This is a genomic window from Scytonema millei VB511283, from assembly GCF_000817735.3.
Classification (GTDB): domain Bacteria; phylum Cyanobacteriota; class Cyanobacteriia; order Cyanobacteriales; family Chroococcidiopsidaceae; genus Chroococcidiopsis; species Chroococcidiopsis millei_B.
Genome location: NZ_JTJC03000001.1, coordinates 1189092 through 1210319, shown reverse-complemented (window position 1 = coordinate 1210319; position 21228 = coordinate 1189092). Strand labels below are relative to the sequence as shown.

General features: G+C 43.7%; 20 protein-coding genes. 12 read left to right on the top strand and 8 right to left on the bottom strand.

Features of this window, described 5'->3' with window-relative positions; all coding sequences use genetic code 11:
* Nucleotides 1-204: 204 nt before the first annotated feature.
* Entirely contained in the window at nucleotides 205-336 is a 132-nt protein-coding gene (locus QH73_RS28640; RefSeq protein WP_286194039.1) for a hypothetical protein, read from the top strand.
* A gap of 342 nt (nucleotides 337-678) precedes the next feature.
* Nucleotides 679-2604, top strand: coding sequence for a WD40 domain-containing protein (locus QH73_RS05460; RefSeq protein ID WP_052290032.1), 1926 nt, complete (start codon nucleotides 679-681; stop codon nucleotides 2602-2604).
* Between the two features lie 58 nt (nucleotides 2605-2662).
* Here QH73_RS05460 and QH73_RS05455 read toward each other — a convergent pair whose 3' ends face one another.
* The 5 genes from QH73_RS05455 to QH73_RS05435 all read right to left on the bottom strand — a co-directional run bounded on the left by QH73_RS05455 (nucleotide 2663) and on the right by QH73_RS05435 (nucleotide 7623).
* Nucleotides 2663-3298 (bottom strand): hypothetical protein, encoded by a 636-nt coding sequence (locus QH73_RS05455; protein WP_039715531.1) that lies wholly within the window; start codon nucleotides 3296-3298, stop codon nucleotides 2663-2665.
* Nucleotides 3299-3507: 209 nt separating this feature from the next.
* Nucleotides 3508-4065: a RidA family protein gene (locus QH73_RS05450; RefSeq protein ID WP_039715530.1), complete on the bottom strand. Its 558-nt coding sequence runs from the start codon at nucleotides 4063-4065 to the stop codon at nucleotides 3508-3510.
* A 38-nt stretch (nucleotides 4066-4103) separates the two neighbouring features.
* On the bottom strand, nucleotides 4104-4304 hold the full coding sequence (locus QH73_RS05445; protein WP_132866672.1) for a hypothetical protein: 201 nt from the start codon (nucleotides 4302-4304) through the stop codon (nucleotides 4104-4106).
* A 7-nt stretch (nucleotides 4305-4311) separates the two neighbouring features.
* Complete coding sequence (locus tag QH73_RS05440) at nucleotides 4312-5850, bottom strand: flavin monoamine oxidase family protein (RefSeq protein ID WP_039715529.1); 1539 nt, start codon at nucleotides 5848-5850, stop codon at nucleotides 4312-4314.
* 258 nt (nucleotides 5851-6108) lie between these two features.
* Nucleotides 6109-7623, bottom strand: coding sequence for a phytoene desaturase family protein (locus QH73_RS05435; protein ID WP_039715528.1), 1515 nt, complete (start codon nucleotides 7621-7623; stop codon nucleotides 6109-6111).
* Between the two features lie 772 nt (nucleotides 7624-8395).
* On the opposite strand from QH73_RS05435, the gene QH73_RS05430 reads away from it, so the two are divergent.
* The 4 genes from QH73_RS05430 (at nucleotide 8396) to QH73_RS05415 (ending at nucleotide 11374) form a co-directional block, all read left to right on the top strand.
* Entirely contained in the window at nucleotides 8396-8668 is a 273-nt protein-coding gene (locus QH73_RS05430; RefSeq protein ID WP_132866670.1) for a hypothetical protein, read from the top strand.
* On the top strand, nucleotides 8658-8861 hold the full coding sequence (locus tag QH73_RS05425) for a hypothetical protein (protein ID WP_039715526.1): 204 nt from the start codon (nucleotides 8658-8660) through the stop codon (nucleotides 8859-8861). The genes QH73_RS05430 and QH73_RS05425 overlap by 11 nt, the downstream gene beginning before the upstream one ends.
* A gap of 284 nt (nucleotides 8862-9145) precedes the next feature.
* Nucleotides 9146-9928, top strand: a complete 783-nt coding sequence (locus QH73_RS05420; RefSeq protein ID WP_039715525.1) for an ABC transporter ATP-binding protein — start codon at nucleotides 9146-9148, stop codon at nucleotides 9926-9928.
* A 48-nt stretch (nucleotides 9929-9976) separates the two neighbouring features.
* On the top strand, nucleotides 9977-11374 hold the full coding sequence (locus tag QH73_RS05415) for an MlaD family protein (RefSeq protein WP_132866669.1): 1398 nt from the start codon (nucleotides 9977-9979) through the stop codon (nucleotides 11372-11374).
* Nucleotides 11375-11386: 12 nt separating this feature from the next.
* Here QH73_RS05415 and QH73_RS05410 read toward each other — a convergent pair whose 3' ends face one another.
* Together QH73_RS05410 and psbA are read right to left on the bottom strand one after the other, a co-directional pair.
* Nucleotides 11387-11680, bottom strand: coding sequence for a DUF3288 family protein (locus QH73_RS05410; RefSeq protein ID WP_039715523.1), 294 nt, complete (start codon nucleotides 11678-11680; stop codon nucleotides 11387-11389).
* Nucleotides 11677-12762: a photosynthetic reaction center family protein gene (gene psbA / locus QH73_RS05405; RefSeq protein ID WP_039715522.1), complete on the bottom strand. Its 1086-nt coding sequence runs from the start codon at nucleotides 12760-12762 to the stop codon at nucleotides 11677-11679. Before psbA ends, QH73_RS05410 begins: the two co-directional genes overlap by 4 nt.
* Nucleotides 12763-13044: 282 nt before the next feature.
* Here psbA and rsmI point away from each other — a divergent pair, with 282 nt between their 5' ends.
* From rsmI to QH73_RS05375, 6 genes are all read left to right on the top strand, one after another.
* On the top strand, nucleotides 13045-13935 hold the full coding sequence (gene rsmI, locus QH73_RS05400) for a 16S rRNA (cytidine(1402)-2'-O)-methyltransferase (protein WP_039715521.1): 891 nt from the start codon (nucleotides 13045-13047) through the stop codon (nucleotides 13933-13935).
* A gap of 113 nt (nucleotides 13936-14048) precedes the next feature.
* Nucleotides 14049-15338: a bifunctional sterol desaturase/short chain dehydrogenase gene (locus QH73_RS05395; RefSeq protein ID WP_039717435.1), complete on the top strand. Its 1290-nt coding sequence runs from the start codon at nucleotides 14049-14051 to the stop codon at nucleotides 15336-15338.
* A 550-nt stretch (nucleotides 15339-15888) separates the two neighbouring features.
* On the top strand, nucleotides 15889-16497 hold the full coding sequence (locus tag QH73_RS05390) for a YqhA family protein (protein WP_039715520.1): 609 nt from the start codon (nucleotides 15889-15891) through the stop codon (nucleotides 16495-16497).
* A 322-nt stretch (nucleotides 16498-16819) separates the two neighbouring features.
* Complete coding sequence (locus QH73_RS05385; RefSeq protein ID WP_039715519.1) at nucleotides 16820-17854, top strand: cysteine hydrolase family protein; 1035 nt, start codon at nucleotides 16820-16822, stop codon at nucleotides 17852-17854.
* A gap of 200 nt (nucleotides 17855-18054) precedes the next feature.
* Complete coding sequence (locus tag QH73_RS05380) at nucleotides 18055-18996, top strand: calcium-binding protein (RefSeq protein ID WP_052290031.1); 942 nt, start codon at nucleotides 18055-18057, stop codon at nucleotides 18994-18996.
* A 180-nt stretch (nucleotides 18997-19176) separates the two neighbouring features.
* Nucleotides 19177-20412 (top strand): glycosyltransferase family 4 protein, encoded by a 1236-nt coding sequence (locus QH73_RS05375; protein WP_201277950.1) that lies wholly within the window; start codon nucleotides 19177-19179, stop codon nucleotides 20410-20412.
* Here QH73_RS05375 and larE read toward each other — a convergent pair.
* Complete coding sequence (gene larE, locus QH73_RS05370; RefSeq protein ID WP_201277949.1) at nucleotides 20379-21197, bottom strand: ATP-dependent sacrificial sulfur transferase LarE; 819 nt, start codon at nucleotides 21195-21197, stop codon at nucleotides 20379-20381. The two genes, QH73_RS05375 and larE, sit on opposite strands and share 34 nt — an antisense overlap.
* Nucleotides 21198-21228 lie beyond the last annotated feature (31 nt).

The window sequence follows — 21228 nt, the reverse complement described above, 5'->3', positions numbered from 1 at the left end:
AGCGAAGCTGAACGAAGTTATCGCCACTATCAAACGAAAGTTTATTGTAATCTTCTTCAAATCCCTATTCTGCGATCGCGGCTCTTTGCAAAATCTTTAACGACTCTAAGCTACAGCACTACCAGTATTTTTACTGGATACGTAACTTAGTATTGTCTTTTATTATACCGTTGGTTTTACCGGATCGACAGGCAGGTAATCGATATGGCACTTTTATACAATCAACAACAATCTCCTCTGGTAAAAATTGTCTACAGCAAAGTTACGATTGATGGCAAAGTTGAACTAGTCCCGCTGCAACTATATGCAGATGGTTCCTTGCGTCGCAGTCAATAGAAAATCATCTCAATGTTGTAAGTGAATTCAAAGAAGGCGAGCATCGGCTTTCTAATATTCAGGAATTAATTATACAAACATAAATCTTCCTCTAGAAGTAGGTACGAACAGTCTGAATCTAGTAGCTGACTATCTACTTGTGTATTAAAAAATACTAAAAAGCCTGACTTCGAGAATGACATAACAAACTATATTTTTGCTGTTGAATAAAAATTACTTTACTTTATCTTTAAAATTATAGAGGTAGCATCAAGCTTTCATGGGCTTGTATGAAAAAACACTGGAAATTCGTGTAGGGACTGGTGGCGACGCATCTACAGGACATCAGGGAGGAAGTCACCAATGGCTAGAGTGGCATTGCTGATCGGCGTAAGCGATTACGGACCTGGTTTTAACTGGCTACCTGGGGTCGGAAAGGACTTGGTAGCAATGCAACGGGTCTTACAAGATCCAGAAATGGGTGGTTTTACAGAGGTAAAAGTTCTCAAAAATCCCGATCCGCTGACAATGCAAGTCGCGATCGCGACTTTATTTAACGCCCAGACACGCCAACCAGATGACTTAGTATTGTTATATTTCTCCGGTCATTACGTCAGCGATCGCTATGATAGATTTTATTTTCCCACTCGCTTAACTTGTAAAAATCCAAACGGAGAACTGGTTGCCCCGACTGCAATTCCAGCCAATCTAGTCAAAAACATCATGAATGAAAGTCCGGCAGAACAACAGATTCTCATTCTCGATTGCTGCGCCGACAATTCTACTTTTGTAGACGGATGGACGCAAAATCCCATGATGGGCAATCTCCAACAGCAGTTAGGAGGAATAGGTAGGGTAATATTGACGGCTGGAAATACAGCAACAGAATGTTCTCATAAGGGATTTGAACTCTCAACATATACTCATTATTTAGTAGAAGGAATTGAAACTGGCGCAGCAGATTTAGATCGCGATCGCACAATTTCTGTAGCAGAAATGCATCAGTATATTAGGAGAAGACTAGGAGAAACTTCGACAAATTTAGCACCAAATATACACGCATTTGACGATCCGCAGCAGATTTTTTTAGCTAAAGCGACCATTAGAAGAACGGCGCTTTGGTGGTTGGAAAATGCAATGCTTAATACAGCGATCGCAGCTCAGAGTAGAGGTACAGACGATGGAGGTACAGATTGGGAGGCAGACCGTCAGAGTACGGTAGCAGTTTTAACTAGCGAAATGCAGGAAAAAACGGTAGAAGACGATCGCGTTCAACTCCAACCAAAATCTTGGTTGGGGGCAGTTACACTCACAGTTTTGGCAATATTAGGAATAGCTTATGGTGCAACTCGCTGGCAAGATTTGCGCCAGCTATCCATGAGCGAAACTATTGCCGCAGACACGACATATAATCATCAAGTGCCGACGGTACTCGAACATGTCAATACTGTTTGGTCGCTGGCTTTTAGTCCTGACAGTCAAATTTTAGCTAGCTGTGGTAACGATCGCGCAATTAAGTTGTGGAGTTTAAAAACTGGAGAATTAATTCGGACAATTTCTGATGCTCATGCAGGCGCAATTTGGTCGGTAGCGATCGATCCTGGTGGAGATAAATTAATTAGTGGTAGTAGCGATCGCACGATTAAAGTTTGGAATTTGCAAACCGGGGAACCGATCCGTACCTTGCGGGGACATACAGATGCAGTTCGTGCTGTGGCTGTGAGTCCCGATGATAAACATATTGTCAGCGGTAGTAGCGATCGCACGATTAAAGTTTGGGATTTAAGTACGGGAGTTTTACTGCGAACTTTGAGCAGACATACAAGTGCAGTTCGTGCCGTAGCAATTAGTCCCAATGGTTACACGATCGTCAGTGGTGGTGCAGACAATCTAGTCAGAGTTTGGAATTTAAACACGGGACAATTACTCAGCACGCTACAAGGGCATACTAGTCGAGTCATTGCGATCGCCATGAGTCCCGATGGAAATATAGTTGCCAGTGGTGGAAACGATAACACAATTCGGTTGTGGAATTTACAGACTGGAGATTTATTACATACTTTGAAAGGGCATTCAGACCATATTAATTCTCTGGCTTTTCGAGCGGACGGACAAGTACTAATTAGCGGTGCAGAAGACCATTCCATCAAATTATGGAATCCGCGATCGGGCGATCTGCTCAATACTTTAAGTAAGCACGATGAAGATGTTTATGCAGTAGCTATAAGTCCCGATGGTAAAACCCTCGCTAGTGCAGATAAAGCAGGGGAAATTAAGTTAGGACAGTGAGGTTATTACAACTAGCCACTAGCCACCAGCCACTAGCCACTAGCCACTGATAACTAATCTACCTATAACCGGGATCTTCTTCTTCTAGGCTGGCTCCACCTGGGGGCGAATTAACTGGGGGCAAACTATTAGCAGGTGGAGATGTATTGCTTGATGGTCTTACCGTAGGCGGCGTAGGAATGGGAACTGGGGGAGTGGAGATTGAAGGAGTCGAGGAGGTTGGGGGAGTGGAGGGACGGAAAGTCGGTGCGGTAGACGTAGGTGACGAGGGCTGCTGTTCGACTTCTATTAGACCGAGTAGTACACCAGAACTCGTAAAATATTGGCTCCAGTTTTGAATTTGCGGTTGCTTTTGCCAGTCGAAGCGAGAAACTTTGGCAAACAATAGAGGTGCTTCTTGTCCGTTACGTTCGCCAAAAATACGGACGGACATTTCGCGCAACTTGGAGTTTTCTTGAAATCCTAGTCGGGTCAAGTTTGCGGCTACGATCTCCGCTTGTTGTATTAGCTCGGCAAAAGATTGGGGACGAGTGATGTTGACGGTAAAATCAACTTGCTTGGACTGACTACTTTGTAGGGTCTGGGAATTGCGTGTAAAGTCTACAACCTGTACTGGATTAGCTGTTACAGGAGAGATTGCGATCGCCCAACTACCTAAAATAAATACCGTACCCAAAATTTTGCTATGACTCATAGCTACAGCCTGATGTATACAAATTCGCTTTAACGCTACTTGAGTTACTCTACCGCTAAATTGCTACCCAATTGTGTGGACTTACGCAGTTGATGTCGTGCCAAACGCCAGTGAAGCATCTGAGAGATTCTTCGCTGCGCTCAGAATGACAACATAACATTCAAGTGCGTAACTCCTGAATTTAATTCCGAATTCCGAATTCCGAATTCTTAATGTTTGGGATAAACAGCGACGGCTTCAATTTCAATTAACCAACCAGGATCGACCAAACCAGCCACAGCCAGGGTAGAACGAGCTGTTTTGACTGGATTTTCTGGATTGTTGAAAAATTGAGCGTAAGCGTCAAACCAACCCTGGTAATCGACTTGATTATCCATTGCGGGATCTGCCACCAGATAAACGCGCAGATAGACCACATCAGATAATTTCAGGTTCACATCTGCCAACAAAGCTTGAATTCGTTCTAGAATACCGATCGCCTGAGTTTTCGTATCGCCATAGCGATCGCGCGTCCGCAGTGGAGCATCGGGATTAATCACTGGTGGGACTGTGCCACTCGTCCAATAGTAAGCTTGGTCTTCCGGTACGGCGACGGCTGAAGCAATTGAAGATGTTGGCGTACCGTAAAAAACGACTTTTTCTGGTGAAGTTGGTTTGGCTACAGCTTGAAGATCGATACCAAAAGCATACAAGCTGATAAAGCAAATACAAATTCCTAGCAGCAACAAAGCACCAATTTTACCAAACCGATTGATGAAACGTTTCATAGATAATTTTTGGGTAATTTTTGGGTAACGATCGAAAATCAAAAGTCAAGCATTCGTAGGGGCGGGTTTAGCGAAAAATTCATGCCAAAGACAATCAATCTAGGTTCAAAACCCGCCCGTACGGGAGTTTCTGAGGAGGGGTTTAGCGAAAAATTCATGCCCAAGACAATCAATCTAGGTTCAAAACCTGCCCGTACGGGAGATAGGAAAATGTCAATAAAATCGCGATCGCGCACCACGCACCACTCATAGAGTCGCAATCTGTGTAGAGACGAGACGGGCGGATTCAAAAGCACCAGCCATCCAACCTGTGAGATAGCTGAGATGTTCGCCGCACAAATAGATGTTGCCATCTGGTTGATTCAGTCGCGGATAGTATGTTGTTCTGACATCAGTGGTGTATTCTGCCCATCCACCTATGCTGTAAGGTACTGTTGACCAAAACAGCGAGAAGCCTTTCTCAAAGTGATTGTTGTATTGCGGGTGAATCTTACTCCCTTGTTCTAATGACAAAGCTACGCGGTCTGCGGGGGCGAGGGTTCCTACTTTTTCTGCCGTTGAACCAAAGTTGTAGTAGCCCAAGACCACGCCTTTTTGGGATAGATAACCCGTTGAGGGATACCAGATCTGAGTGATGTCCTGGTCAGTTTGAGTGATACCACCGAAGATGTCTTCGTCATCTTCCCAGAAACGGCGGTTGAACTGTAACGCACTTTTGCCCGTGACGGCATATTCCACGCTGGCGATCGCTTCTTTCATGTCGGGAGCGAAATCAGAGGGAATATCTTTCAGTACTGATAGAGGAATATTACAGATACAGTAGTCGGCTGTTTCTTGCTTGACATTACCCGATTTATCTTTGTACAAAATTTGCACGCCATCGGGAGTCTTGCGAATTTCTGTCACCACTGCGCCGTAAGTAATGAATCGTCCTACCTGCTTTTCAAAAGCTTTGGCGATCGCGTCCATTCCTCCTACAGGCTCAAACATTGTCATTTGCTGGTTGAAACCAAATTCAAAAGATTCGTTCCCAGCAAAGCCCAATTCCAATAACGCACTCAAGTCGTAAGGATCGTCAACGACTCCAGGCGCATCACCCGCTCCTTGATACGTGGAGTAACCGCGTCGGCTGGAACCTTTGTAAAACAAGTCTGGGTTTAAACCACCGTAGGTTCGGAGAAATTCAATCATTTTCTCCTTATCTTCTACGGTCAGAGGTGCATCTATGGCATCTTTACTAATCGCCTTTGCTAAGAGTTCGGAAATGTATCCCCGTATATCGGCGATCGCTTCGCGAGCGTGAACCTTGCGACCGGATAACGAACCTGCGTTTTCACGATAAATATATTGCTGGCGGCTGAGATTGACTATGACTTCTAACGGAACTCCCAGTTCTTTGCAGTAGTCGATCGTGACGTGATGGTAGGGAATCCGAGCGGGACCAGGGTTGAAATACAGTCCGCGATCGAATCTGATCGTCTGGGTCTGACCTAAAGTATCGGTGAATTTATCTCCAGTGCGAACTGTCCAGCAACGCCCCCCTGAACGTTCTCTAGCTTCTAAAATTTTGCATTGGTAGCCGACTTTGCTCAATTCATAAGCACACGTCATGCCACCCAAACCAGCACCGAGAATGATAATACTTTTACTACCTCCTCGACGTTGAAGTTGAAACGGTGATTTTTGTGCTGTGGCTGGTTTTTCAATCAAATCCAAAGCTTGCATAACTGCATAGGTCGTCCCAGCAGACGCAGCAAGCCTCGTGATAAAGTCTCTTCTTCTCACGTCCAATCCTCAATTATTTGGCTGCACGGAAAATGGGCAAAAAGATGTTATTTATACATCATTTGCGCTGCAAAACTGTATGAGAGCGAGTAAATACTGGTTGCAGCGTAATTTTTGCGACATGACTCAAAATATGGCGAATAACAGCCGAAGAGTGTATTTACGATAACAGTTCGATTTGTAATAATAATGAGTTTTGTAACTACTACTTTGCAGAAAAATGAGTTTTGTAACCGTCCGCGATCGCGGTATTTTTAGCTACTGATTATTCAGCAATTCTGTTGTCTGCTGCGGTTGAACTAAAGTATTAGCACATAAAATTCCTGAAGCCGCTACAGCAGGCACGCCAATTCCAGGCATAGTACTGTCGCCAACACGATATAATCCAGAAATCGGGGTATGGGTACTGGGAAACATACCTTGGTTAGCAGCGATCGCCGCTCCATAAGTTCCCTGATATCTTCGTAAATAATGCGCGTGAGTTAGTGGCGTACCGATCAGTTCTAATACTACCCTTTGTCTAATATCTGGAATGACTCTTTCTAAAGCACGATACAAAGATTGAGATCGCTCTTTTTTCCGTTCTTGATAGTTATTATCCCTTTGCCAATTTTCGTGCGGTTCTAAAGTATAGGCGTGAACCACATGATGTCCTGGGGGTGCAAGAGAAGCATCCCATACTGAAGGAATGGAAATCATGCAGGTGTTACCAGGAGTCGTAATATCTTGTTCTGCATTGTGTACGACGACGTGATGTCCGGTTAAATTGTCCAAACCCTCGGCTTTAATCCCCAAATGCAGGTGCATGAAACTATCTACGGCTGGGGTGGCTAAAGCTGTCTGTCGATAGGATGCGGGTAAATCTTGCGGTTGTAATAATTTGCTGTAGGTATCCCAAATTGAAGCGTTGGAAATCACAATTGGTGCATGAAGGATTTCTCCCCGCCGCAAGCGCACGCCCGTAACTCTGCCAGATTCCACCAAAATTTGCTCGACATGACAGCCCAAACTTAACTCACCACCCCAGCGTTTCAACCCGCGTACTAAAGCTTCGACGATCGCCCCACTACCCCCAATTGGATACTCTACCCCAGCGCGAGAACGTTCGCCTAACATAAAAGCAACTTCTGGGGCGATCGTTCCATGTGCTTTTAAACCCGATAGTAGAAAACATTCTAAGTCAATGAGTCGCCTCACCCAGCGATCGCTCACTTCTCGATCCATCAGTTGTCCCACCGAGCTTTGGACTAAACCCAAGTGGGGTAGCATTTTAATTAATGAGGGCAAGCAACGACCGATTAAAGTGGGGATCAGTTGCCAATCAGCCCGTAATAATATTGTGGGAATGCCCTGTAAAGTGTCGTACAGGGGTAGCAAGCGGTGAATAAATCGTTCTAATTCTTTTGCTCCTTGGGTGGTAAATTGCCCTACTGCTTCTAGGTAGCGTTCCTGTTGGCTGTATACGGGTAAAGTCCCTTCGGGAAAATGGTAGTGTCCTAAAGGATCGTAGGGTATAGCTGGGAGAGCTTCTTCTAAAATATTCAAGACTTGACGCAGGGGATTGCGGCTGTGGGAGTCGTTTAAACCGCAGTAGAAGGAGGGACCGGAATCGAAATGGAATCCCTGGCGAGAGAAACTATGGGCTGCACCCCCAGCTATGGTATGACTTTCACAGACAGTGACTCTTTTGCCATATCGAGATAATAAAGCAGCAGCAGTCAAGCCACCTATACCGCTACCAATGACAATGACATCTATATTGCGATCGCTCATTTGTTAACCTGTATTACTTCGATATACTATAGCGGTCGGCTATTTTCAAATGGTTCTACTACTTATGGAGCAAATAAGAGTTAATTCTAATTTTTCCTAACTAAAAGGACGAAGCATTTTAACCATATGTATTCTTGACATATATCTTGCAGCATTATAGGTGAAACTCGCCATAAACTTAAGTTTATGGCTGATAGCTGAAGTCCACTAAAGTAGACTAGCAGACAGACTTTAACCCATTTCATTGGTTTTTTGCTATCAGCCTGTGAATTGTATTCGCGGGCGGGTATTGCAGCAGATGCAAGATTTCAGCTTTGGTCGTATAAGCGCTCTACAGAACACCATATTCTAGCAAAAACTAGTTTTGTGAATGTGAACTTTATTCGGAGTGAGTTTATGAAAAATCGAAAATTAGAATTTGAAATTGATAGAAAAAACTTAGAATTTGAAATTGATACAATAAAACAAGAATCATTGTTCGTATACGATCTATTAATCAGTCGCTACGAGATTTTATTCGATATCTTGCCCTCAAGACGCATTCAAATAGATACCAACTCAAAGTCCATTCAAAGGATTACAAAGTTCTCTAAACAATTACGTTTTTTTAAAAACGTTAATTTGTGATATTTTGAGACGAATAATAGGTGAAACCTGCCTAAAAAAAACAGTTCCATTTATTTTTTTTGGAATTTTGGTAGCAATTTTAATCAGCCGTAGAATCCCCATGATTATTTTAGTAATAATGTGACTTCTCCTTTGGCTGTTCAGGTTGTGTAAAGACTTTATAAAACGGGAAACATCCAAAGAAGAAAAACTAGAACTAGCTCACAGATTTCTAGAAACAAATAAGCAAAGAGCTAAAAATGATTTAGTGGTTATTAATGAATTATGCTCGATCGCTCATAGTTCAACTTTAGATTTCGTTTTGGCAGAAATAAAAAATTTAATAGATGAAAGACAAGCAGAAGGCGAAGTTTATATTTCATTTTTGCCAATATTAATCTCTGGTTTCCGTTCTTTCAGCACTTTTAATGGTAGGTGACTTCACACAGGTTTTTGGTAATATTCTATTTTTTCGTGCAGTTGTAGGAGTTCCAGGATTTATACTTTTCGTTAATCAAGTAAATATATTTACTACAAAATGGAGAATACAACGTGGAATTATTTTTGCCCTCAAGCGTAGTGCATTTTTATTAGAACAAGCGAAGAGTATTCTAGAAAATATTAAAGAATAAATAAATTTGCTTAGTATGCTGAGAATCTTATTAACAAAAGTTTACAAAGAGAGGTGTGGTAAAGCTCTCCTGCTGCTTCAGTTGCAAAATGGTATAACAAAGATCGCGCTAACCTAGACAAATAGTCGGGTACACTTGGACTGCAATAAAAGTTTGAATAAAAATAAGCCACAATAGATCGGAAAAGACCAAAACTCTAAAACTGCTGCGAGTGAGGTAATGGACTAAACTGTGGAAATACAACCGAACAGTGAAACTAGCCGCTATAACTTCACAATCTGCTGATGGCTGAGCCAATAATCGAACTCAAAGGTGTAAGTAAATCATTTGGTAGCAACCTGGTTTTAGATCGAGTCGACCTGACGATCTATAAGGGAGAGGCTTTAGCGATTATCGGTCCTTCCGGTACGGGAAAATCGACAATTCTCCGGTTGTTAGCAGGATTATTGACTCCTGACGAGGGAGAAATTTACGTCAAAGGACAGATGCGAGAAGGCTTAATTGAAGATAAAGCAGACCCAATCGGGATTGGGATGGTGTTTCAGCAAGCGGCTTTGTTTGACTCGCTGACGGTAGAAGAAAATGTCGGCTTTTTCTTATACCAACACAGCCGACTATCGCGTAAGCGGATTCGAGAATTAGTCAACCGCAGCTTAGAAATGGTGGGTTTACCAGGAATTGGCGATCGCTATCCGGCAGAGTTATCGGGAGGGATGCGCAAGCGGGTGAGTTTTGCCCGCGCGATTATTTCTAACCCCGACAACCCCAAAGATCGATCGGAAGTTTTACTTTATGACGAACCGACGGCGGGACTCGATCCAATTGCTTCTACTGTGATTGAAGACTTGATTCGTCAGTTGCAATGCTTGGCAGGAGTTTGTAACACCTACGCGATCGTCACCCATCAAGACAGTACCATCCGCCGTACAGCCGATCGCATTATTTTTCTCTATCAAGGTAAATTACAGTGGGAGGGAACGGTGGATGATATCAACAAGACAGATCATCCAATGGTGCGGCAGTTTTTCAGTGGCAAAGTAGAAGGACCAATTCAGGTAATTGGTTAGCAGGGGTGCAATACAGTGCATCTGAGTCAGTGAATCGAGGAGAAAACGATGCGATCGCGTGCAGTAAGAGAAGGTTCGGTGGGTTTATTGTTATTGCTAGGAATGGGAATATTTATTGCCGTCTTCCTATGGATTAGAGGCTTAACTGTGGGTGAGAGAAGCTACAGTTTTACAGTTGAGTTTCCTAGAGTCAACGGTTTACTAGAAGGAGCAGCGGTAAGATATCGGGGGGTAACAGTCGGTAGAATTGCCAGTATTCGTCCGCGAGTCAACGGCGTAGAAGTGACTGTTGAAGTTTCTCCAGCCAACGTTGTAATTGCCCGCGATGCAATCATCGAAGCTAACCAATCGGGGTTTTTGGGTGAAGTGAGCGTCGATATTACACCTCAAAGAGAAGTCCCAGCAGAACAAGTGACTGCTAGAGCGCTCGATCCGAAATGCGATCGCGCTTTAATTGTCTGCAATGGTTCCCGTCTCACTGGTGAAATTGGCGTTAGCACCGACGAATTAATTCGCTTTACTACCCGCTTTGCTAGCGTCTACAGCAATCAAGAACTCTATGAAAATATTAATGCGGCGATCGAAAACACTTCAATTGTCGCCGCCGATGTGTCTCGACTGACTCGCGAACTTACGACATTAACCAAATCGACACGACAGCAGCTAGACAACCTTGCAGTTACAGCCGATCGAATTACAGCCACGACAAATAAAACCGCCAGTCAATTTGGAGCCACAGCCAACCAAGTGCGATTGACAGCAGAACAAGCAAACAATTTAATTGCTAATCTCAATCGTCTCGTCACTGAAAATCGTACTTCCCTCGTCGCTACTTTAGACAATCTCACCCAAACAAGCAAACAACTCCGTTCTAGCGTCGAAACTCTCACACCCACAGTTAACCGCGTTACCCAAGGACAACTGATAGAAAATTTAGAAACTCTCACAGCCAATGCTGCTGAAGCTTCAACTAATTTACGCGATGCTTCAAAAGCGCTAAATAGTCCTAGTAACGTTTTGGCACTACAACAAACTTTAGATTCGGCGCGGGTGACATTTCAAAACGCCCAGAAAATTACCTCCGACTTGGACGAACTCACGGGAGATCCTTCATTTCGGGACAGCATTCGTGAACTGATCGAAGGCTTGAGTGGTTTAGTCTCTTCTACACAGCAGGTAGAACAGCAAGTGCAAGTCGCTAATACGCTCGATAGCGTGAGGGAGTCAGCAGTCTTTGGGGGACAAGGGGGAATTGCGGGAGTCGGTAGGGGCGGGTTTGTCAACCCGCCCGTACGGGAGTCAGGAGTCGGGAGTTGGGGACAAGAGAGACAAGGCAGCAATTCTAGTCACCAGCCACTAGCCACTAGCCACTCACTCCTCACCCCTCGTTCAGAGACTCCCCAATGGTTGCTGAAACTCAAGGAAAGTGTAAAACAGGACAAGTAAAGTCAAGGCTAATCAGCTCCAATCTTCTGCGTCTCTGACTGCATTTTGGTAGATGGAGCTAGTGGCGTGAATTTGGCGGGTTTTTTCGTATAAACTATCTTCCGTTAAATTCCATCTCTGCATTATTGCGTCTAAGTCCGATTGGATGTCTCTAGCTCCAGGGAAGCCGCGATAACGAATTCGCAGTCGTGCTAGTTCTGCCAAATTGTAATCGCTGACGGGATCGGTTTGCAGGCGATCGACGATCGCGCGATCGCGTCTGTACAAAGGATGTTGTTGGTCTTTGGTTTCTGAATTGGCACTCATAGAATAGACGCAATGTTTATGGGCTGTATTCCACCTCCAGCTATGATATTCGGGAAATGGTGGGTATTAACTGCGTGCATCGCTTGAATTCCCAAGTTGGCACGGTTCAACAGATCTGCTTCTGTTCTGACAACTCGACCGCTACTGTCGAGAATCGAGTGGTTGAAGTTAAAGCCATTTAAATTGAACGCTACACTACAAATTCCCGCAGTAGCAAACCAGATTCCTACTGTAGGCAAGGCAGCTAGGAGAAAGTGAAAAGCGCGATGATTTCTACTAGCAAACCAAGGAACTAAAAGCCGTCCTAGAAAACCATAGTGTCCTGCCAAGTAGTGATATGTCATCTGCGACTGACCTAATTTATATCCCGCATTGACAGATTCATGCTCCTGAGTTTGGCGGATGAGGGTAGAAGCTACCAGAGAACCGTGCAAAGAACTCAAAAGCGCGCCACCAAAAACTCCCGCTACCCCTAACATGTGGAAAGGATGCATGAGAATGTTGTGGTCTGCTTGGACTGCCAACATAAAATTGAACGTGCCAGCAATTCCCAAAGGAAGTCCATCGGCAAAGCTACCCTGACCGATGGGATAGACCAGCAATACTGCTGTGGCTGCGGCGGCTGGCGCAGAGAAAGCTACAGCAGTCCAAGGACGCATACCCAAGCGATAGCTCACTTCCCACAGTCGTCCCAAGTAACACCACACGCCGATGAGAAAGTGAAGCACGATCAGTTGGTAGGGACCGCCGTTGTAAAGCCATTCATCCACAGATGCGGCTTCCCAAATCGGGTAAAAGTGCAACGCGATCGCCGCTGAAGTTGGTATGACTGCGGCTGTAATTAAGTTATTTCCACCCATCAGCGAACCGACGACAGGCTCTCTAATGCCATCTAAATCGACAGATGGGGCGATCGCAAAGGCAAGCATAAAACAAATGCTGGCTGCTAATAGGGTGGGAATCATCAGTACGCCAAACCAACCAATATAAATTCGATTGTCAGTACTTGTTACCCACTCGCAAAATCGATTCCATACTTTGGCAATTTCTAATTCCGGTCGCCGTTGAACAATAGTGTTCATAACGTCCTCCTGGCGAAAATCTATCTGAAGAGATAGATGCTATCCTCTGCCACTGTTGACTGATTTAGATTCCTTGCGCGTTGAAAAAAAACTGATGCTGTAGGGCAAACGACCTTCTACACGCGATCGCTGTTTTAGCATCCGAGCAAATTGATTTTTAAGACCGTACAACTTTCTGAGTCAATTTTAGAAAAAATTTGCTGGCTGTTAGAATTTTAGTTAAATATCTTTAAAACGGCTGTCAGAAAGGCAAAAAATAAATAGAGCTGTAAATAGACGCAGATCGTGACTGAACCAAAACCAGGGACGCTATACGTAGTTGGAACGCCAATTGGTAATTTAGAAGATATTAGCTTTCGGGCAGTGCGGATCTTGCAGTCGGTAGATGCGATCGCGGCGGAGGATACTCGCCACACGGGGAAGTTATTGCATCATTTTCAAATTAAAACACCACAACTGAGTTATCACGAACACAACCGTAACAGCCGCATTCCCGAAATTATCGCTCAGTTACAAACAGGTAAAGCGATCGCTTTAGTGACAGATGCCGGAATGCCGGGGATCTCCGATCCTGGGTATGAGTTAGTCCAAGCTTGCGTCGAGGCAGAGATCACCGTTGTCCCAATTCCTGGTGCGAGTGCTGTAGTTACAGCTTTGAGTGCGGCGGGTTTACCTACAGATCGGTTTGTGTTTGAGGGGTTTTTGCCAGCTAAGGGCAAACCCAGACGCGATCGCCTAGAGTTTTTACAAACAGAATCCCGCACGATAATTTTATACGAAGCTCCGCATCGCTTGCGTCAAACTTTACAAGATTTAGCTACGGTATTTGGGGCAGAAAGACAAATCGTTTTGGCGCGAGAACTGACGAAGTTACACGAAGAATTCTGGCGGGGGCAAATTGAAGGGGCGATCGTCCATTATCAACAAAAAGAACCCCAAGGAGAATACACTTTAGTCGTAGCGGGAATGGAATTGGTGAAACCCCAGCTATCGGAAACAGAAATTCAGGCAGAATTGCAAAAATTGCTTTTAGCAGGAGTATCGCGATCGCAGGCTAGCCGTCAGTTAGCAAAAGCTACGTCTTTATCGCGCCAGGAAATTTATCAGTTGGCTTTAGCTATTCCGAATTTACCCCTGTCTGCATCACCGACACCAGACATCCAGAACGAATAAAGCCGCATCTAAATATCGCACCTACCTGTAGCTAGCTGGAGCTATTGGTCTAAACTAATCCTATGAGCGCCTTCAAGCGCTGTAGTCTCAAGTGTGAGGGGTTTGAAAGATTTATGATGTCCGTTTTCGCTGCCACCGTGACATGCACGGCATGGATAGTCGGATCTATCCTCTGGGTAGAACTCGTGCGGGATGCGTATCACGTCTTATCGCATCGAGTGCCATTTTTATATCGGCAGCACGTCTGGCATCATCGCGTCTTTCGCCGAGACTTGACTTTTGCGAGTGCCGACATTTATTGCAAAGCCCAGTGGCATAATGACTTGCCGGAATGCTTGGTGATGCTGCTACTTTCCTTCGGTGCGTGGTATCTCTGCTACTGGCAAACACCCGCATATCAGTGGGCAGCCTTGGCGGGAACTGCCTATACAATGATGTTTTTAGTCAGTTGTATCGCCCGTGGTAGCGGTAGCGAATGGGCAAGGGAAGCGACAGATTTAACTCATATGCCTGGTGCGTTTACTTCCCCTCCGGCACGCTGGTTTGTGAATCGCACCTATCACTGGCGACATCACTTTGATGATGACGATGCCTACTTCTGCGGTACTTTTACTTTGGTAGATAAGCTTATGGGTACAGCATTAGCACTGAAAGGAAAAACGATCGCGGTGACAGGGGCATCGGGAACGCTGGGGCGATCGCTATTATTACACCTCCACCAAGCAGGGGCAAAAGTTATTGCCCTGAGTTCTAAACCCGAACCCGTGACGCTAAGCTTTGACGGTAAAACCCTAGCAGTTAAAACTGTATCGTGGCAGGTAGGGCAAGAAGCCGAATTATCCCAGTTGTTAGAAAAAGTTGATATTTTAATCCTCAATCATGGCATCAACGTACATGGGGAAAGAACGCCAGATGCGATCGCTAAATCTTATGAGGTTAACACTTTCTCCGCTTGGCGACTGATGGAAATGTTTCTCGCCACAGTTCGTACTAACGAAGATATTGCCACAAAGGAAGTCTGGATCAATACATCGGAAGCTGAAGTTAGCCCTGCTGTTAGTCCCTTATACGAGCTTTCCAAACGAACTTTAGGCGATTTAATGACTTTACGGCGGTTAGATGCTCCTTGTGTCATCCGCAAGTTGATTTTAGGTCCATTCAAAAGTAACTTAAATCCAATTGGAATTATGAATGGCGATCGCGTTGCGAAACAAATTATTGCCCTAGCTCAGCGCGATGTTCGCAATATTATCGTGACAATCAATCCTTTGACTTACATCCTATTTCCGTTAAAAGAATTTTTTGTTTCGCTCTATTTCCGGTTGTTTAGCCGTTCTAGTAGTTTATTACAGTCGGGCGATCGCTCTGAGTCAGCAAAAATTAAAGCAGGGATCGAACGATAGATCGAAAAATTTTAATCCGTGAATTCTTTGTCAATCCTGTAGCTGGAGTAGGGAACCTGTAATCTTTCTAATGCTGGTTCTCGCCTCTACAGGTAGATGACTCTGTTTGTAGCGATTCTCATTATGATGGAATACATTCGTAGGGGCGCACAGAGAAAGCGCCCCTACAGATCTTGTATCTCATCCAATACTTTTTTACCCCAAGTTTGTCACCTACTTAGATTTAATCTTGAATTAGTGCAAAGAACCTTTGATTGTTTACCAAACAGGGAGCAGAGATAAGGGAGTAGGGAGCAGGGTGTACGTGGACAAACTTCCTGTGTGTGTTTAAAACTCACTAAAAAACAAATAATTATGTTTCGTACTACGTATCTCAACATAATTATTCCTTACTTCAATCCTATGCTTTTAAGCATAGGTTCCCTGCTCCCTACTCCCTACTCCCTTTGAAAAGTTAGGACTGATTACACCTGTAGAACTTCAAATTGCATTTGACTGAGAAAAATCAAGAATTTTGTATTTTTCATAAAACGATCGAGGAGATTTCTTCATGCGTCAGCTACTAGCTTCTGCAAGATATATCATGTTTCTGCCTGCATTATCTAATGTCTTAGCAGCATTGGTATTGATGATCTATAGTGCGAAACAAACTTTGTTTGTTATTCTTGAGCTTTTGAGTAAAACCCTCACGCTTGGAAAAGTCCCCAAAGCCACCCTTTTCAAAACTGCTATTAGCTTTATTGAGATAGTTGATATCATGCTCTTAGCTACTGTAATTTTGATTTGTGGTCTGGGTTTGTACGAGCTATTTATTGGTGGTTTAAAACTTCCAAGTTGGTTGTCAATTCGCAATCTGGATGACCTCAAAGAAAAACTCATTAAGTCAGTCATAGCTGTGATAGCCGTTCAGTTTCTTGTGGCGGTGGTGCATAATGATAGCAATTTGCTATCCTATGGTGCAGCAATATCTATGGTAACTGTTGCCTTGGCAGTTTTTACTAATTTATCGCATAGTGCGAAGAAAAAGCTTCAAGCTGAAGATGAGGTTTATAAAACCGAAAAAGTTATCAAACATGTTTTACATAGACATCAAGATTCAGCAGAGCATCTACAAAATATTACATCAATTAATCCACAATCCGATCGCCGTGCTAGTTAGTGTTGTGTTCCAACGATCGCTCTTAGTAACCGTATAGCTCCTACAATTGCAAACTTGTAGAGGATAATTTACAAGTGAAAAAACTTTGAACCCAGATCCGCAAATAAATTTGGATCTGGGTTCAATCTCTTCGTGGGGTACGCGGATGATAATTTTGTGGTACTCAAAGATGTAATTTATGATAATAATGGTAAATAATACCATAATAGAAACAGCGCATGAGGCTAACGGTTTGAACCTGCGCAGGCGGGTTTTGCCTGTGTAGGCGCGAATTCTATTCGCCCGCAGATCTAGCTTCTATTCGCCCAAAGAACAAAATCCCATGATTACCACCCAATTACCAATTCCCCCTCATTTTGCACCAGAGAAAGTTGGCGAAGTCTGGCGCGTCCCTTACCAACAACAGGCAGCAGCGGCGCGAGAGTGGGCAAAAAAATATCAAATCAAACCAGCTTCAGTAGACAAAACTCAAGTTTGTTTGCTACTAATTGACGTACAGAATACTTTTTGCATTCCCGATTTTGAATTATTTGTGGGCGGACAATCCGGTACTGGGGCAGTCGAAGATAATCGGAGACTTTGTGAATTTATTTATCGTAATTTAGGGACGATTAGCGCGATCGCACCAACACTAGATACTCACACAGCAATGCAGATTTTTCATCCAATCTTTTGGGTTAACCAAGATGGAGAACATCCAACGCCATCTGCAACAAATATTACGCCTACAGATATCGAACAAGGGGTTTGGCAAGTTAATCCTGCTGTGGCTTATAGTTTGAAATTAGACTATAATACGCTCCAAAGACATGCCTTCCACTACGTCAAACAACTGAGTCAGCATGGCAAATATCCCCTCACAGTTTGGTCTTATCATTCTATGTTAGGTGGCATCGGTCATGCTTTAGTTTCTGCGGTAGAAGAAGCAGTATTTTTCCATTGTATTGCCCGCGATAGTCAAACTCAATTTGAAATTAAAGGTAATAATCCATTAACAGAAAACTATTCCGTTTTGCGTCCTGAAGTTCTTGACGGCGCAGACGGCAAACCAATTGCTCAAAAGAATTCTCGATTAATTCAACAACTATTAGAATTTGATGCTGTCATTATTGCAGGACAGGCTAAAAGCCATTGTGTTGCTTGGACAGTAGATGATTTATTAACTGAAATTCAGCAAGTCGATCCGAGTCTGGCTAAGAAAGTTTATTTATTAGAAGATTGTACTTCTGCTGTTGTCGTGCCTGGTGTAGTTGACTATACCGAACCAGCAAACGCGGCTTTTCAAAGGTTTGCTGATGCTGGAATGCAGATCGTGAAATCAACACAACCTTTGGCGATCGCTAATTGGTCAATTTAAACTTATGTATAATTTAAAGCCGCAATTACATCAGATTTAATAAACTTCTTTCAGGGATGTATAAGTTCATATTATTGAAACGATACACTCACATATCGAAACGCGCAAGTACTTAGTAGTTCAATGTATATCCACCAGCAATCCACTTGACTGCTGGTAAGTTTTTGCTGATGTTGTAGCTGAACATCTGCAACATTAGCGTGCGTCTGGCTGCTCAAGTGCTGTACGGGGCGATCGTCTACCACAAAACATATTCTTTCAAGGAGCGAGACATGGCAGTCATTACAGGTACAAACGCTGACGACGGCTTAAACGGTACAGATGAAAACGACATCATCTATGGTTTAGGTGGAATTGACTTCATTCAAGGTAATGGTGGTGATGACGAGATCTACGGCGGAGAAGGTGATGACATCATATTTAGCGGCACTGGGCAAGACAGGATATTTGGTGGAGAAGGTGCTGACAGAATATTTGGCAGCTTTGAAAGTTACGGTGGAGATGGTAACGATGCTTTATTTGGCGGAACCAAGCTTTTCGGCGGAGACGATAACGATAGTTTGTGGAGCGGAGAAGGCAACGACCAATTGTACGGGGAAGATGGTAACGACAGCTTATATGGAGGCACGCAAGACGACATTTTATATGGCGCGGATGGCAATGATAACTTGAATGGAGGATCTGGCAACGATCGATTATTCGGCGAAGATGGCAACGATACCCTGCTTGGGATTGGATTGAATGATGTACCGTCCTCTGGTTCGGCTGGTTCCGATCGCTTCACATCGTCAATCGATATACTTAGAGGTGGCGACGGTGCAGATAACTTCGTTTTTGGTGGCACGCTGGCAGGACGCGCATTCGGCTCTTTCTATACGGTGGCTGGTAATGGCGATTATGGTGCGATCGCTGACTTCGACAAAAGCCAAGATAAAATCTCGCTCGTCAGAGAGCAGCGGGGTTTTGGTATAGAAGAAGTCACAGTTGAATATAGTTTGGCTGCATCTCCTAGCGGTTTGCCCTCTGGAACGGCAATATTTGCCAACAATATCGGTGCAAAGCCAGAGCTAATTGCGATCGTGCAAAATGTTTCTCCAGACTCTCTCAGTCTTTCTGATTCCTACTTTCAATTTATTGCCTAGCATCTAAAGCCGCTAAAGCAGATCGACATCTGACAACTACAAATTGCAACCATACAGACACAACCCGCCTGTGCGAGTCAAAAACCAAGATCTTGACTAGTCCGCGCAGGCGAACTTAGTTTGTGTAGCTGCGATTTTAATCGCCGAGTCTTGCTGTAAGACTATATTATATTGTCGTAATTGCGTCACCCCAGTCAAGAGGAGCAGACGATTGTGCCGATCGGCTATAAATTCGATGCCTATCCAGAGAAAAGAAATATTATTAACATAGTTCCCGATGTTGAATATAAGAAAGTTCGCGATATTTTTATCTTGAAACAGAGGCTTGCCAGTCTATTCAATCGGCTTGCCAACCGCCAGATATTTTCTCTAATTGACTCCTATAATCAGTTCTATGATTTCGATCTGAATCGAGTTAGTCTTTTACATTTTTTCAATACTATCAGTTATGGTTCTACTCCCTGGATTACGACATTTGAAACGTTTCTACCAAGATTGTCTTGCTTGCTTTCATGTCCGAGCGATCGCAACTTAGAACTCGATTTTTCGGCTCTGAAAAGTGAAACCAAAATGCACAAGGCGTTTCAAGCACTTTCTCGCGATGCTTGTCGGCGGATTATTGCCATGTCTGATTGCAATGCTAACATGCAAAAAAAGCTGCTAAAAGAATTTTCTGAATATCAAGAAAACATAGAAAGCAAATTGATAGTTATGCATCCGCCGCAAAGAGTATTTGTCTCTAAATATGCAGATAAAGATTTGAGCCTGGATGACAAGATAACCTTTATGTTTGTCGGTTCATCTTTCTTTCGTAAAGGAGGACAAGAAATTATTCAGACATTAAAAAATTTGAAGGATAAGTATAATTACAATCTTGAGTTAACAGTTGTTAGCTCTCTTAATATTGACAATTATGCTACTAAAGAAACACCATCTGATCTTGAAAAAGTCAAGCATTTAATTGAACACTCTGACTGGATTAACTATTTTCCCCAATTACCCAATCACGAAGTTATTGAGTTGATGAAAAAGTCGCATATTGGTTTATTACCAACCTATGCTGATACGTATGGCTACTCTGTTTTGGAATTTCAAGCAGCAGGGTGTCCTGTTATTACAACTAACGTCAGAGCTTTACCAGAAATTAATAACGATCGTGTAGGGTGGACGATCGCGGTTCCTAAAAATAGTTTAGGAGAAGCAATTTACACGACAAAAGAAGATAGATACGTCATTAGCAAATTAATTTGTGAGAGAATCGAACAAGTAGTACATGAGATATTTGCCAATCGCGCGATAATCCTAGAGAAATCTCAAAATTCAATCTCTAGAATTATCGAACATCATTCCATCGATCGCTACGCGGCAAAGCTGAGAAATATTTACCTTGAAGCCATTGGAGCAGACAAAACTTGATTGAGCTTGCCACTCCGATAACCTTCTAGATCGAGCGTGACATAGACAAAACCATAACTTTGAAATGCCGCAGTTAGCGCCACTAAATCTGTCTGAGCGACAAAATCTTTAATTAGATCTGGCATTAACTCAATTCTTGCCGTATCTCCCTCCGATCGCACCCTTAAATTTTGCCATCCCAACTTGCGTAAATAAATTTCTGCCCTGCCTACCCGCTGTAGCTTAGATACAGTAATTTCTTCGCCATAGGGAAAGCGGGAACTGAGACAGGGTTGGGCTGGTTTATCCCACCAAGACAAACCCAATTGTTGCGATAATTGCCGGACTTCAGCTTTTGTCACTCCCATTTCTGCCAGAGGCGATCGCACGCCGCGTTCTTTCGCCGCCTGAATACCTGGGCGATAATCGCGCAAATCGTCAGCGTTCACCCCATCGACGATATAAGGGTATCCCCATTCCTTTGCCAAGGGTTTGAGCGTATCGTGTAACTCGCTTTTACAGAAATAGCAGCGATTTACGGGATTGGAAGTGTAATTTGGATTGTCCATTTCATGCGTTTGAATAATTTTATGGACAATTCCGATTTGTGCTGCTTGAACTTGGGCATCTTCCAATTCTTCTGGCAACAAGGAAGGAGAAACAGCCGTAACCGCGATCGCGCGATCGCCCAAAACATCAGTAGCAATCTTAGCGACTAAAGTGCTATCCACACCCCCAGAATAGGCAATCAACGCCCGTTCCATCTGAGCAAACAAAGCCTTTAACTGCTCTAGTTTTTGTAACATCAGTCTGAATCTGCGATCGTTCTGTTTCTAT

Excerpts from the sequence above, each read along its gene's own strand:
- QH73_RS28640 (WP_286194039.1), top strand. The coding sequence starts at position 205 with ATGGCACTTTTATACAATCAACAACAATCTCCTCTGGTAAAAATTGTC.
- QH73_RS05460 (WP_052290032.1), top strand. The coding sequence starts at position 679 with ATGGCTAGAGTGGCATTGCTGATCGGCGTAAGCGATTACGGACCTGGT.
- QH73_RS05455 (WP_039715531.1), bottom strand. The coding sequence starts at position 3,298 with ATGAGTCATAGCAAAATTTTGGGTACGGTATTTATTTTAGGTAGTTGG.
- QH73_RS05450 (WP_039715530.1), bottom strand. The coding sequence starts at position 4,065 with ATGAAACGTTTCATCAATCGGTTTGGTAAAATTGGTGCTTTGTTGCTG.
- QH73_RS05435 (WP_039715528.1), bottom strand. The coding sequence starts at position 7,623 with ATGAGCGATCGCAATATAGATGTCATTGTCATTGGTAGCGGTATAGGT.
- QH73_RS05425 (WP_039715526.1), top strand. The coding sequence starts at position 8,658 with ATGGTAGGTGACTTCACACAGGTTTTTGGTAATATTCTATTTTTTCGT.
- QH73_RS05420 (WP_039715525.1), top strand. The coding sequence starts at position 9,146 with ATGGCTGAGCCAATAATCGAACTCAAAGGTGTAAGTAAATCATTTGGT.
- QH73_RS05415 (WP_132866669.1), top strand. The coding sequence starts at position 9,977 with ATGCGATCGCGTGCAGTAAGAGAAGGTTCGGTGGGTTTATTGTTATTG.
- QH73_RS05410 (WP_039715523.1), bottom strand. The coding sequence starts at position 11,680 with ATGAGTGCCAATTCAGAAACCAAAGACCAACAACATCCTTTGTACAGA.
- psbA (WP_039715522.1), bottom strand. The coding sequence starts at position 12,762 with ATGAACACTATTGTTCAACGGCGACCGGAATTAGAAATTGCCAAAGTA.
- QH73_RS05395 (WP_039717435.1), top strand. The coding sequence starts at position 14,049 with ATGATGTCCGTTTTCGCTGCCACCGTGACATGCACGGCATGGATAGTC.
- QH73_RS05390 (WP_039715520.1), top strand. The coding sequence starts at position 15,889 with ATGCGTCAGCTACTAGCTTCTGCAAGATATATCATGTTTCTGCCTGCA.
- QH73_RS05385 (WP_039715519.1), top strand. The coding sequence starts at position 16,820 with ATGATTACCACCCAATTACCAATTCCCCCTCATTTTGCACCAGAGAAA.
- larE (WP_201277949.1), bottom strand. The coding sequence starts at position 21,197 with ATGTTACAAAAACTAGAGCAGTTAAAGGCTTTGTTTGCTCAGATGGAA.